We start from the raw sequence: 12,173 nt of genomic DNA, 5'->3' as shown, positions 1-12,173 counted from the left end.
CTCCGTTGAAGAACTCCAAGTACAGTACTGTGGTCTAATCGATATACACCCCATCAATGCAGGCACGAAAAAACGTGCACGTCTTTATAGATCTCAATCCTGAGCCATATGTACTTTCTCCCGCGACAGTCGGGTTGTGGAAAAATAGGGGTGGATCAGTGGCTGGAGAGGTCCGGGCGGGTCTTCAGCGCCTCGACGAGGAGACCGATCGCACCCTCGAGATCGGCGAGGTCGAGCACCTCGACCGGGGAATGGATGTACCGGGTCGGGATGGAGAGATCCGTGCAGGGGATGCCGCCACGGGTCAGACAGATCGAGGAGGCGTCGGTCATCCCGCCGCTGCCGACCTCGAGCTGGACCGGGATCTGGGCACTCGCGGCTGCGCCCTTCAGCCAAGAGATCATCCGCTTATGGGCGATGACACCCCGGCCGGCCGCCTCGACGACGGCGATGACGGGACCCTTGCCCATCTTCACCGGGGCGTCCTTCTGCTCGATACCCGGGTGGTCACCGGGGATCGTGACATCGGTGGCGATCGCACAGTCCGGGTTTATCGTGAAGGCGCTGGTCCTCGCCCCTTTCAGCCCGACCTCCTCCTGGACGGTGAAGACGGCATAGACCGTGGACGGGGACTTCATCTTCTGCATGGTCCGAATCAGCATTGCGACGCCGGCCCGGTTGTCGAAGGCCTTGCCGCTGACACGGTTATTGGAGAGGACGGCGAACGAGCGGTCGACGGTGACCTGATCCCCGATGTCGATTCCGAGGGCTGCGACCTCTTCGGCGGACTCGGCGCCGACATCGATGAACATCTCCTCGATCTTGACGCCCCGTTTGCGTTCATCGTCCTTCATCATGTGCGGGGGCTTGCCGCCGACGACGCCGGCGATCGTCCCGTTCTTTCCGTGGATCAGGACCCTCTGGTTGTACAGGGTCGGGGCGTACCAGCCGCCGATCGCGACGAACCGGATGAAACCCTTCTCATCGACATAGCTGATCATCAGCCCGATCTCATCCATGTGGGCGGCCAGCATCACCTTGAAGTCGTCGCCATGCTTGACGGCGATCAGATTACCCATCGGGTCTTCAAGGATCTCGTCGACATAGGGCGTGATCTCACGCTTGACCAGGGCATAGATGCTCTCTTCGTTGCCTGAGATGCCGTGGGCATCCGATAGTTGCTGTAACAGTTCTTTTACCATGATTCGTCACTCATCACTTCTTTGATTCGTCCGAGGGCCGTCGTCAGGTTTTCACGGGAGGCGGCGTAGCTGATACGGGCGTAGTCGGGTTCATTGACGCCGAAGGCCTCGCCCGGCACGATCGTGACTCCGTGCTCGATGATCCTGCCGGCCAGGGCAGGGGCCATCGGGACGAAGAGGTAGAAGGCCCCTTCAGGCCGCGGGAAGGTAAACCCGAGGTCGGTCAGGCCGGTATAGATCAGGTCCAGCCGGGCCCGGTACTCGTCCCGCATCGCACCGACACAGGCCTGGTCGCCGGTATAGGCCTCGACGGCCGCGTACTGGGCGATCGAGGTGGCACAGGCCAGGGCGTACTGGTGGACCTTGATGCACTGCGCGATATGTTCCTCAGGGCCGGCCATGCACCCGACCCGCCAGCCGGTCATCGCGTAGGTCTTGCTGGTCGCGTTGATGGTGATCACGTCGTCACCGAACCGGGCCGGGCTGGTATGCGGGACCCCGTAGGTGAAGTGCTCGTAGACCTCGTCCGAGACGACGGTGACGCCGGCGTCCATGGCGTACTCGACCAGCGCCCTGACGGACGCTTCAGGTTCGACGGCGCCGGTCGGGTTGGCCGGGGAGTTGATCACCATCAGTCGGGCTCCATCGAGAGACGCCTTGGCCTGCTCGACATCGATATGGAACTGCTCGTCGAGTTTCAACCCTTCCGGTCTTCCGCCGGCGATGGTGGCCAGGGCCGCGTACGAGACGAAGCCCGGGTCCTGCACCAGCACCCGGTCGCCAGGGCGGACCAGCGACTGCATCACCAGGTGGAGGGCCTCGCTGGCCCCTGCGGTGACGATGATCTGGTCCGGGGTGTACCGGACCTGGTTCTCGCGGAGGAACTTGGCCGCCAGGGCTTCACGGAGTTCTGGGATCCCGGCGTTGGGGGTGTACCCGGTCTTATTCCCTCTGATGGCGGCGATGGCGGCCTCACCGATATTCGCCGGTGTCGGCAGGTCCGGCTGGCCGAGGCCGAGGTTGATCGAACCCGGGCCGGCCCCTTCAAACCATTTCCTGATCCCGGAGACCTGCACGGCGGCGACCCCGGGGGCGTATTCTCTTCTAATCATCGGACCATCCACCACCCGGTCACTCCATGTTCGCATGCCGGGACTTGAGCTGGGTCTCGTCGATCTTCCGGAGTTCCATCAGCCGGGAGATGATCGAGTCTGCAAAGATCATCGAGGTGGTCTCGAAGATGGTGCCGAGGGGTGCGAAGGACTTGTGTTCGCCGGTCATCTGCCTGATATCGAATTCGGTGGAGTCGTCGGGGATCTCGTCGCGGTCCGACTCGAGGATGACGATGCAGTCGGCGATCCGCCCGATCCGCGAGTCGGGGTTGGAGGTGATGAGGGCGACCTTGCCGCCGATCTCCTTGGCGGTCTCGGCGATATCGGCGACGGTCTTGGTCCTCCCGGACCCCGAGAGGACGACCATCACGTCCCCGGGGGTGAACGACGGGGTGATCGTCTCTCCGACCACGAACGACGACAGCCCGAGGTGCATCAGCCGCATCGCAAAGGCTTTGGCCATCAGTCCTGACCGGCCGGCACCCATCACATAGATCCGATCTGCCTTGAGGAGCAGGTCGAGGAACCCGTTGACCTCTTCATCTGATATTGTATCTGCAATCGACGCTATCCTGGTAGCCATCAACTGCATCATTCCCTGTACCCTGTGCTGTTCCATACCTTCTCCGTGTATTCATCGCCCTCTGTGAAGAAGAGGATTTCGGGGCCGGCGGACAGATCAGTATTATGCCCAATAAGACCCAGATCATGGGTATGACATCTGTATTGCTTCTCCTCTTCACCGAGTTCCTGACGATCTTTTTTCTTGGTGTCGGGTACCTGATCCGTTTCCGGGGTAAAGTCTCATTAATTCGGGGGTATGATCCCGAACGGGTGAAGGACAGGACCGGGCTTGCCACCTGGATTGGAAACAACCTGCTGCTGGTCGGGATCATCGGCGTGATTGTCTTTCTCGTCGAGGTGCTGATGGAGGACCTGGCGCTGGCCGCGTTCTTCACCTTTGCGCTCCTGGTCGTGCCGATCGTCAGCATCATCGCTGCCTGGGGCGGACGACGGTTCTACAAAGCAACCACCCAGTAATCTCTTTTTTTAGAAAAAGATTCGTGCACCACGGTCCCATTTTCAATCCCCCCTGTATGCATCCTCCCCTGAACTGGGGATCTTCCCTCCCCACGGGGGGAGAGCGGCCGGGAGTTCGTTGACGGGCATGGAGAGATGCCGTTCGGTCACCAGGGTCGACGGTGATGGAGGAAGAAGTCCGCCCCACTCTTCTGGTAGAAAAGCACGGGGGACTGTGCACAAGGAAGACCCTTTCTGCAGGTGGACCTGATCGGTCGTTCTGACTGGATAGCCTACGCTGATAGAGCCGAGAAGGCGGATTACTGGGATCGATTATTCAGGATGGTGCGCTTGTTGGCTGCACCGACAAAAAAAAGGGGTGATTAGTTCCTGCGTGCGACCAGGAAGGCGACTGCACCGAGACCGATCAGAGCAACCAGTGCACCGAATCCGGGTGACTGGGTTGGGGCTGTTGATGCGGTGGTGTTGTTGCCTGCGGAGGTTGCTGCAGAGGTTGCTGCCGAGGTTGAGGAACCGGTTGCGTTGGTCTTAACAGTCGTAACTGCTGCGGTTGGCTGTGCAGTTACGTTGCCGACTGCGCCGGACTCAAGGAGGTTGAAAGTGCTTGTCTGTGAAGTACTTGCCTCGATGGACTCGACCTTGACTGAGTACTGGTCTGCCTTGAATGCAGATGCATCGACGGTGAAGTTCCAGGTGTTGCCATTGTCGCCCTTGACGATGGTGGTTGAACCTGAGACACCGCTGAAGTCGCCGGCCTGGGTCTTGTCAGTTGGCTGGAATGATGATGACAGGACGTCGATCAGGACGGTGTCGCCGACTGCAAGGTTGGTGGTTCCGCTAACTTCAAACTTGTCTCCGACGTTCTTGTCGGGGATAGCGTTGATGGTGATGCTTGGCTCATCGATGACGAAGCTGAGCTTGGTGTACTTGTCGTCAATGTTTGCGCCGTTCAGCAGGTTGACCAGTGCGTTGGCTGCGTCTGAACCCTGGAGTCTGCCTGCGCCTTCTGCAATGAAGAAGTTACCGCTGGTATCGTAGACACGGGTGACTGAGCCATTCTTGAATGGTGCGACATCGAAGATGCCGTTGCTCATTGGGTGCTGGATGACTGCGAAGTACTGCCCTGATGCGAGGTTCTGGGTTGTACCGCGGTCGATTGAGATTTCATACGTGCCGTCGTCGTTCACTGTTTCGGTGTTGTACGCGAACAGGTTCTTGCCGACGATCCAGTATGCTACTGAGCTGGGCTTGCCCTCGGCAAGGCCGGTGATGACTAACTTGTCGCCCTTGGCAACCGTTGCTGCTGATGCATTGGCGGTTACGAACGGCTTCTTGATGATGACTGAGGCAGTCGCGTACTTGGCATCCTTAAGGTGGTCCTTGTCTGCCGGGACGCCGACTGCGTAGATGGTGTATGAACCTGCATCGATGTTCAGGTTGCTGGTCTCCCACTTGTATGACCAGGTGTCGTCAGTGTTGACGGTTTCCTGGGTGAATGAGCCGGCCTGGCCGTTTACAACAGCCTGAATGTCATTGAGGTTTGCACCGTTGACTGGGGTGTTTGGACCGGTGATGAACAGGAAGACGTTTGAGGAGTCTGTGTTCTTACCGCTCAGGGTGATCGATTCACCAAGGAAGTAGCTCTGGTTGCCGCTTGAGGTGATGGTGACCTCGCCCTTGCTGACCTTTACCTTAACTGAGTCTGACTTGAACTCGCCGTTTGAGTCAGTCCACTGGACCTTGATCGTGTAGGTCTGGTCCTTGGTGCTGGCGTTGGTCGAGAACCCGACAGTCCTCTTGCCGTTGTCGTCGGTGGTTACGTTTGCATAGTATGCTGATAAGCCAGTGTCAGGGTTGACACCTGCTGCGACATCGCTTGCAACGGTTGCGCCTGCATTGTTGTAGACGTAGCTACCGGTGGTTGCTGCTCCAGCTGCGACACCATTCTGGCCGCTCTTGATTGCTGGTGGCATGTCCCCGGCTGCACCGGTCATTGAGCTGGTGCCTGAGACCCACAGGTTGTACGCCTGGTTTGGTCTGCCGCTGATTGAGATTGCGAAGTCGTTGTTTCTGATGACACCTGCAGTCGCGTCAGCGTTGCTGGTGATTGCAAGGGCGTCCTGGCCGATGGTCAGAGTGTAGACCGACGAGATGGTCTTGCCGGTGTTGTCTGCACCTGATGCTGGGTCCTTGTAGTTGTCCTTCATGCCGTTGACATTGGACTCAACCCAGATCTTGTAGTCGCCGTTCTTGTAGTCCTGGTAGTTGGTGTCCCACATTGCGCCTGAGGTTCCAGTTCCCTTCACGAAGAACGAGCTGGAGGAGACAGGGATGTTGACAAGTCCATTGGCCTGCTTGAGGTCATTGTACAGTGCTACGTAGACGTTGCCTGACGGGTCCTTTACCTTGATGGTGACTGGAGCTCCAGTGACACCACGCTGGGTGAACGCGTCGAGGTTGCTGTCGATCCTGAAGTTCAGGAGTGCGCCTTCAACAACCTGCTTGTTGGTGACGTCCTTGCCGGTCTTGACATCGAAGATCTTCATTGCGAGCGATGGGTCCTTGACGGTGATCGCTGGCGTGTTGGTCTTCAGGTTGTACCACACACCGGTCTTGGTGCCTGGTGCAATATAGACGTTCAGTGCATCGCTGATGACGAAGGTGTCATCTGGCGAGTTGGTCTGGATGTTGGATCCGGACTGGTACCATCCGAGGGTGTCGCCGTTCTGGATGCCTGCGAGGGTGTTCAGGTTCAGGCCTGCTTCACCGACGTAGACTGACCCGGATGCCGGGACAACCTTGATGTTGCCGGTTGCATTTGCTGCAACTGTGGTCACATTGCTAACGACTGTTGGAACGGTCGTTACATTTGTCAGATTGGTCAGATTTGCCAGAATATCTGCTGGAATTGTTGGCACTGCGGTGGTGTTCACTGCAGTTACGACTGTGGTATTGTCTTGTGCTCCAACAGGGGCAACGAATACCATCGCCAGTAACACCAGTGAAACCAGTGCTATGCTCAATTTTTTTATCATCTTGCTTTCCTCCTTATAAAGTAATCAGCTTACTTCTGTTAGTGGAATGATCCACCCGCCTGTTCGACATGTGTCGAATTCGGGTTCTGCTTGCTCTATACTCCGAACGACGGAATATGGTTCAATATTAGTAGAACACTTAATATATCCTTTGTGGTTGAGGTGATCGCTCAACCAAAAGCAGCATAAAGAGGGATACTGGTATTTCGGTCTAATCTGCCGATTATGGGATCGCAACGGATGGAGCATCGAGGGCTGGGGTTGACGGGTGACCCGGGCCGGCCGGCTGTAGAGGTGACGCGCACGAGTATACCAGAAATCCCCGGATCTCCGCCGGCTTCTGGCGGGTGATCCCGCAGCTGATTGACGTCCCATCGTCGATCACGGTGATCGTCGGCTGATGCAGGGTTCTGCCCCCCGGATCGCCGGTTTTCGATGCTAAACCGCACCGGTTCCCCAGCCATCCGATTGTCCCGATCCTGTATGGATTCTCATCTGGTCCTGCCCCTATATTATAGTGCAGTTTCCTGCACCCTTGATTACATTCAGCGGGCTGCGATCAAAATCCCTCGCAGAACGGCCGGCCGGCAGACGGTTCAGGGGAGGGATTTTGTTTCCGTTTTCGTCTGATTTATTGATGCTCTGCCCCTGAATGGTGGAGAAGTCGGCGATATGGGAGATATCCCTGTTCGCAGGATTTATATCTCTGAGCGGCATATTATCATCCAATACTGCAATGCACAGATGTTGCATTATTGAAGGTGAACATAATGAAGATGGCACGAAATGAAGATGCAGTTTCGCCGGTCATCGGGGTCATCCTGATGGTCGCGGTGACGGTGATTCTCGCAGCAGTGATCGCAGCGTTCGTATTCGGGATGTCCGGAAGTATTTCCAAGTCGCATGTTGTGGCTGCAACTGGACAGATAAATGCTACATTTCCAAATGAGGTCGTTATCACCTATCAGGGTGGACAGGATGCAAACCAGGTTTCAAATATAACCGCGACTTTTAACGGAGCGAATGCTAAAACAATTGAGAATCCGAATGTAGGAGTGACAATTTCTGGTCCTCGGGGTCATACTGTAGTTTCTGCAAGCTTCAAAGATGGCTCTTCATCAGTCATTCTGGATAGCAATTACTAAATTCCCATAATTTATCCTTTTTTCAAAGGTACAGGATGAAAATCACTGATCTGATAAATCTACGATCTAGAGGGTGGATATATGCGTGTAAAGTATGAAATCCTCCTGATTGTATCTCTCCTTAATGTGATTCCTTCAACAATCTTTGTCATTGGCGACTGGTTAGGCACTGGAATACAAGGCCCATGGTTCTCGTATATCGTATCATATCAGGGAACAAGCCTGATTTCTGCCTATTCAAACCTGGGATATGTCACCTCCGGCATCCTCTCCCTCAAATCAGCCATCTCCATCCTTCTCTGGGAGGCCGGCACCGTCCTCCTCGCAGCCGCGACCTGCCTGCTGCTGTATGAGCATGCAAAGAGGAGCACCCGCCACCGCGTCCCCGGCCTCCTGACGATCCTCGCCGGCATCGCGATGCTCGCCTCGCTGGTGCAGCAGTACGGCCCCCTCCTCAACGGGCCGGCCGGCTTCGCCATCCCGGTGGGGCTGCCGCTCGTCTTCGTCGTCGGGTGGTGGGTGTACCGGTACGAAGCGGTCGATGCTTCACCGGTTGATGAGGGAGGGGAGGGAACAGGAGAGAGAGAGCCGGAGCCGGCACAGGAAGGGTAGATACCTCTGGAGCTGCTGCCGCCGGCTCTGGACCATTTTCATCATTATCAGTACATTTTCAGTAGACTTCAGCAGATTTTCAGCAGTTGCTGAAAGACAACTGGGGCCGTGAATATCTCCTTTCGTCGATTCAGGGAAATTTACGTTTTTTCATTTTCATTTTCAGCAGATCGCAGATCACACGGACACACACGGATCAGCCCTCGCGATCGGGGGGGTCTGTGTGCTCTTCAGATCTGCTGAAAATAAGGATCCTTCAGTACATACACAAGAAGATCCTTTAGGATCTCCGCCAGCGGCTTCCGGATCTGGCTCCGCTTTATTTTCTGCAATTGCTGAAAATGTGCTGAAAGTCTGCTGAAAATGCTGAAAATATCTGGAGTCTTCATCGTCCCCGTCGCCCAGGTCGGGTGAGAGCCAGACCGGGATCCCGATCCGCGGTCGAACACTTGTCAGCAGCATCAGCAGCATATACGCAGCATAAACGCAGTTTCAACTGCGACCATGAAAATCGATAAACGGCCTCGTCTGTGGAAACGGATGATAAATCATTATGCGTACAGAGAGAAGGATCGTTAAACGCAGCAGAAATGAAGAGCACGCACCCCGCACCCTCACCGGAGGGGAGTTCGTGTGTCACTGTGTGTGTTCCGGAAAAAAACTGCGGACAAAAATAAAAAAATGGTATCCGCCTCCGGATTCAGAAATCCAGCCGACAATATCCTCCGATAGTCAGCAGCAAAAACTGCAAAGATGCTGCGACCACCTGCTGATACTGCGGAGATGCCGCGGTCACCAGTCCGGGTGAAGATGATTTGCATCATTTGCGGCACGTTTGCAGCACGTTTGCGGCAGATGCTGCAAAGAACAAAAACGCAGAGACGGCGCCGGCCGGCGAAACGGACACTGTATCATCCTGCGTACAGGAAGATAGATCGTTCTTTGCAGCAGATCTGGAGAACACGCAGACCCCCCCGATTGAAGAGGGTGATGGTGGTGACTGTGTGTGCGATCCCGCGATCTGCTGCAAACAAAATGAGAATCTGGAGGATTGTATCGGAATCGAAAATCAGAACCAGGTAAAGGCTCCGCTTGTTTGCAGCAGTCTGCTGCAAACTGATGCAAACGTGCCGCAAAAGATCTCCCCTACTGCAAACGACCAGAACTCGGAGCCGGCCGTATCTGCTGGAGGAGATACGATCAAGAACCCGGCACCGGCGCCATCAGATTCCACCAGGTTCCATCGCAGCCCAAACCGGCCGCCCTCCCTTCGCAGCACCAGTGAAGCGATTCGCTTCCCCTGATACGGATGACAGGAATGCCGGCAGGGGCCCTATCCGTCCTGGCGAAGGATCTCTCACTCACTAAATATTAAAAAGAAGAACCGGATCAGGCCGGAACCGGTACCGGGATCGTGGTCTGCACCGTGACCGGGATCACCGGCTGCGGCACCGTCGTCACTGCTTGCGTCGGCACCTGGGGCACCGTCGTCTGCACCGCAGTCGTCTGCTCGGTCGGTACCGATGGCACCGTCGTCAGCGGGGCGGTCGTCAGGACGGTTGCCATCGTCGTCGTCTGCGGAGCGACCGTCTGCTGGGTCCTGGTGGTCACCTGGGTCTTCGTCACCACCGTCTGCACCGACGTCACCGGCGCCAGGGTCTCGGTCGTCACGACCTGCCCGGTCGGGATCAGGATCGTCTGGGACGTGTTCGGCGTGAGCGAATCAGCGGCCGTCTGGCTCGTCGCCACCGTCACCGGGTAGTAATACGACCCGTCCCCATTGGAGACCGGATACGCGGGGACCACATAGGTCGACGTGGCGGACGTGGCCACCGTCGTCGGCTCTGTCGTCTTCACCGTCGTCGCCGTGGTCGTCGCCGTCGTCGTCACGGTGGTCGTCGCCTTCGTGGTCTGGTTCTGCGTCTGGTTCTGCCCGACCGTCTGGCCAGCGGGGGTCACATTCCCGAACGATGCGATCGAGACCGCCGGCGCCAGCTTGACGAGACTCCAGCCGTTTCCTTCCCCGAGCGTATCCCCGGGCAGTTTATCGGCGGTCGAATAGGCCAGCGGCATTCCCCGCCAGGTGCTCTGCCTGGTCCCGTCCTGCCGCTTGATGACCCCGAAGTCCCGCAGGTTCAGCACCGTCGGACCGGAAGCCCGCTCGGTATAGAATGGAGTTTTGCCGGTCTCGTTCTTCACGCTCGGCGTCGGCACAGAGACATCCGGGTTGACAACCGTGCTGTTCGCCGAACCGTTCCCGTACACATAGAGCGTCTTCCCGGCGGCATCGGTCAGGTACAGACCGGGGTTGTCCTTCTCCTCGACCATCAGCGTGAAATCTGGCCGGATCGCAAACCAGATATTCGAGGCCGTGTCCAGTTTCAGATCGCCGGCATTCTTGTCATTGAAGTAGTAGTACAGCGGCCAGCCCTTGTAGGTGGTCTGCTTCTTCCCATCCGTTCGGGTCAGAATACCAAAGTCCGAGATATTGATCCCGGTCGAAGAGACCACGTTCTCCGCATAGAAGGGCGGATAATACCGACCAAACTCTCCAAGGTCAGTGGCCTTCCCGGTCCCGGGCACATCCTTTGCAAGGAAATAGAGCGCACGCCCGTTGGAATCGGTCAGGATTGTTCCGAACGACGGGTGATCGCTCAACTTCACGGTCAATGAAGAGGACTGGGTACACCCTGCACTGAGCAGCAGAACTGCGAGCAGGGCTGTGATGACCAGCGGTGATCTCTTCATATCAGAACCCCGATCTTGGTGCTCATAGATGTGAATATGTTGGAGTCTCCCCTTATATGATAACTCTGGTCACGGCATCGCAGAATTTGAAAAGAGAGAATTTCTGGAGAAATAATCCAGATCGACGTGCGTATCATGGATGGATCAGATCCGTTTGACCAGTTCTGCAACATTCTCGGCGAACCGTCGGATCCCGAGGATCCCCTCCTCGTCCTTCCAGACATCCCCCTGATTCCCGCCAAAGAGCATGTTCCAGTACAGAGAACCCGGCACAATCATATCGTTGCTCAGGAAGAACATCAGCATCTCCTGCAGACTGCTGGTCTGTCCGCCTCGCCGTGCCACAGCGATCGGCCCCCCGACCTTCCAGGAGAGGAAGTTCCCGTTCCCCTTCGAGACCATCCCGATCCGCTGCAGGGCGGCCATCATATCGGCCCGGGCCGTCCCGAAATAGACCGGGGCGCCGACGATCAAACCCTCTGCCCCCCGGACCTGCTCGATCACCTCGTCGAGCCCGTCATCGAGGACACACCGTCCCAGCTCCCGGCACTTCATGCAGGCGATGCACGACCTGACCTGCATCGAACCGAGCGGAATCACCTCAGCCTCGACCCCGGATGCCCTGATCACCGAGGCACACTCGTCGAGCACCTGCCGGGTGTTCCCGTCCTGACGTGGGCTGCCGCAGAGCAGCACGACCTTCTTATCAGTCATCAGGTGAGAGATGGGGTACACTGGTTGTTAGGTCTGTCGCAAAAAAGAGGATATCCCGGACCCTTTAGAACCCTGCCAGCCGGAGGAATGTTCCGAGCGTCAACCCGGCCATCGTCGTGGCCGCTGCAAACAACCCGATACAGAGGTTTGCGAGCATCGGCCCGACCTCCAGCTCCACGTAGGGACGGTCCAGGTACCGCCGCCTGTCCTTTCGGAAGAGCGGCGCATCAGATGAGACAATTGGTCTGTTCTTCTTGATCTTCATATCAGATCACCACGAAAGCCAGGGTAATAGCTACGTGATTACACAACATCACATATATACCCATCCCGGAGAGCCGAAACCCACGAGAGGATCTCCTCCCCTACGGTTCGGCTTCGTCGTCCTCCGGCAGGATCACCCAGGCCAGCAGGTACAGGAGCACACCCGGGACCACGCCGGCCAGCGAGATCAGGATCCAGATCAGGCGCACCAGGTTTGAATCGATCTCAAAGTACTCGCCTATCCCGCCGCAGACCCCGGCAAAGACCCGGTCTCTTCGCGATCGATGGAGTTGTTTCATA

12 protein-coding genes are annotated in these 12,173 nt (G+C 57.0%); 4 read left to right on the top strand and 8 right to left on the bottom strand.

What is annotated here, in order from left to right; genetic code table 11:
• Positions 1–155 precede the first annotated feature (155 nt).
• From ACFKSJ_RS10990 to hxlB, 3 genes are read right to left on the bottom strand one after another with little or no spacing between them, the layout of a single operon-like run.
• Positions 156–1,202, bottom strand: a complete 1,047-nt coding sequence (locus ACFKSJ_RS10990) for a M42 family metallopeptidase (RefSeq protein ID WP_440949842.1) — start codon at positions 1,200–1,202, stop codon at positions 156–158.
• Positions 1,196–2,314: a pyridoxal phosphate-dependent aminotransferase gene (locus ACFKSJ_RS10985; RefSeq protein WP_440949841.1), complete on the bottom strand. Its 1,119-nt coding sequence runs from the start codon at positions 2,312–2,314 to the stop codon at positions 1,196–1,198. Before ACFKSJ_RS10985 ends, ACFKSJ_RS10990 begins: the two co-directional genes overlap by 7 nt.
• Before the next feature lie 19 nt (positions 2,315–2,333).
• Complete coding sequence (hxlB, locus tag ACFKSJ_RS10980; protein WP_440949840.1) at positions 2,334–2,933, bottom strand: 6-phospho-3-hexuloisomerase; 600 nt, start codon at positions 2,931–2,933, stop codon at positions 2,334–2,336.
• Positions 2,934–3,028: 95 nt separating this feature from the next.
• Here hxlB and ACFKSJ_RS10975 point away from each other — a divergent pair, with 95 nt between their 5' ends.
• Complete coding sequence (locus ACFKSJ_RS10975) at positions 3,029–3,355, top strand: DUF3784 domain-containing protein (protein WP_440949839.1); 327 nt, start codon at positions 3,029–3,031, stop codon at positions 3,353–3,355.
• A 362-nt stretch (positions 3,356–3,717) separates the two neighbouring features.
• Here the strand turns inward: ACFKSJ_RS10975 and ACFKSJ_RS10970 are convergent, their stop codons facing one another.
• Entirely contained in the window at positions 3,718–6,342 is a 2,625-nt protein-coding gene (locus tag ACFKSJ_RS10970) for an MEMAR_RS02690 family S-layer glycoprotein (RefSeq protein ID WP_440949838.1), read from the bottom strand.
• An 818-nt stretch (positions 6,343–7,160) separates the two neighbouring features.
• On the opposite strand from ACFKSJ_RS10970, the gene ACFKSJ_RS10965 reads away from it, so the two are divergent.
• The 3 genes from ACFKSJ_RS10965 to ACFKSJ_RS10955 all read left to right on the top strand — a co-directional run bounded on the left by ACFKSJ_RS10965 (position 7,161) and on the right by ACFKSJ_RS10955 (position 9,451).
• On the top strand, positions 7,161–7,535 hold the full coding sequence (locus ACFKSJ_RS10965) for a type IV pilin (protein WP_440949837.1): 375 nt from the start codon (positions 7,161–7,163) through the stop codon (positions 7,533–7,535).
• 126 nt (positions 7,536–7,661) lie between these two features.
• The gene (locus ACFKSJ_RS10960) at positions 7,662–8,147 is read left to right on the top strand and encodes a hypothetical protein (protein ID WP_440949836.1); all 486 of its coding nucleotides are present in this window, start codon (positions 7,662–7,664) and stop codon (positions 8,145–8,147) included.
• Between the two features lie 815 nt (positions 8,148–8,962).
• Positions 8,963–9,451, top strand: a complete 489-nt coding sequence (locus ACFKSJ_RS10955) for a hypothetical protein (protein WP_440949835.1) — start codon at positions 8,963–8,965, stop codon at positions 9,449–9,451.
• A gap of 85 nt (positions 9,452–9,536) precedes the next feature.
• Here ACFKSJ_RS10955 and ACFKSJ_RS10950 read toward each other — a convergent pair whose 3' ends face one another.
• The 4 genes from ACFKSJ_RS10950 to ACFKSJ_RS10935 form a co-directional block, all read right to left on the bottom strand.
• A complete protein-coding gene (locus ACFKSJ_RS10950) occupies positions 9,537–10,895 on the bottom strand; it encodes a hypothetical protein (RefSeq protein WP_440949834.1) in 1,359 nt (452 codons plus the stop codon).
• A 144-nt stretch (positions 10,896–11,039) separates the two neighbouring features.
• A complete protein-coding gene (locus ACFKSJ_RS10945) occupies positions 11,040–11,609 on the bottom strand; it encodes a flavodoxin family protein (protein ID WP_440949833.1) in 570 nt (189 codons plus the stop codon).
• 64 nt (positions 11,610–11,673) lie between these two features.
• The gene (locus ACFKSJ_RS10940; protein ID WP_440949832.1) at positions 11,674–11,874 is read right to left on the bottom strand and encodes a hypothetical protein; all 201 of its coding nucleotides are present in this window, start codon (positions 11,872–11,874) and stop codon (positions 11,674–11,676) included.
• A 100-nt stretch (positions 11,875–11,974) separates the two neighbouring features.
• Positions 11,975–12,172: a PspC domain-containing protein gene (locus tag ACFKSJ_RS10935; RefSeq protein WP_440949831.1), complete on the bottom strand. Its 198-nt coding sequence runs from the start codon at positions 12,170–12,172 to the stop codon at positions 11,975–11,977.
• Position 12,173 lies beyond the last annotated feature (1 nt).

Origin of the sequence: Methanosphaerula subterraneus (assembly GCF_052055875.1) — an archaeon.
GTDB classification, from domain to species: domain Archaea; phylum Halobacteriota; class Methanomicrobia; order Methanomicrobiales; family Methanospirillaceae; genus Methanosphaerula; species Methanosphaerula subterraneus.
The sequence above is the reverse complement of the archived record's forward strand: the minus strand, read 5'-3'. Positions and strand labels throughout refer to the sequence as shown.

Excerpts from the sequence above, each read along its gene's own strand:
- ACFKSJ_RS10990 (WP_440949842.1), bottom strand. The coding sequence starts at position 1,202 with ATGGTAAAAGAACTGTTACAGCAACTATCGGATGCCCACGGCATCTCA.
- ACFKSJ_RS10985 (WP_440949841.1), bottom strand. The coding sequence starts at position 2,314 with ATGATTAGAAGAGAATACGCCCCCGGGGTCGCCGCCGTGCAGGTCTCC.
- hxlB (WP_440949840.1), bottom strand. The coding sequence starts at position 2,933 with ATGGAACAGCACAGGGTACAGGGAATGATGCAGTTGATGGCTACCAGG.
- ACFKSJ_RS10975 (WP_440949839.1), top strand. The coding sequence starts at position 3,029 with ATGACATCTGTATTGCTTCTCCTCTTCACCGAGTTCCTGACGATCTTT.
- ACFKSJ_RS10970 (WP_440949838.1), bottom strand. The coding sequence starts at position 6,342 with ATGGTATTCGTTGCCCCTGTTGGAGCACAAGACAATACCACAGTCGTA.
- ACFKSJ_RS10965 (WP_440949837.1), top strand. The coding sequence starts at position 7,161 with ATGAAGATGGCACGAAATGAAGATGCAGTTTCGCCGGTCATCGGGGTC.
- ACFKSJ_RS10950 (WP_440949834.1), bottom strand. The coding sequence starts at position 10,895 with ATGAAGAGATCACCGCTGGTCATCACAGCCCTGCTCGCAGTTCTGCTG.
- ACFKSJ_RS10945 (WP_440949833.1), bottom strand. The coding sequence starts at position 11,609 with ATGACTGATAAGAAGGTCGTGCTGCTCTGCGGCAGCCCACGTCAGGAC.
- ACFKSJ_RS10940 (WP_440949832.1), bottom strand. The coding sequence starts at position 11,874 with ATGAAGATCAAGAAGAACAGACCAATTGTCTCATCTGATGCGCCGCTC.
- ACFKSJ_RS10935 (WP_440949831.1), bottom strand. The coding sequence starts at position 12,172 with ATGAAACAACTCCATCGATCGCGAAGAGACCGGGTCTTTGCCGGGGTC.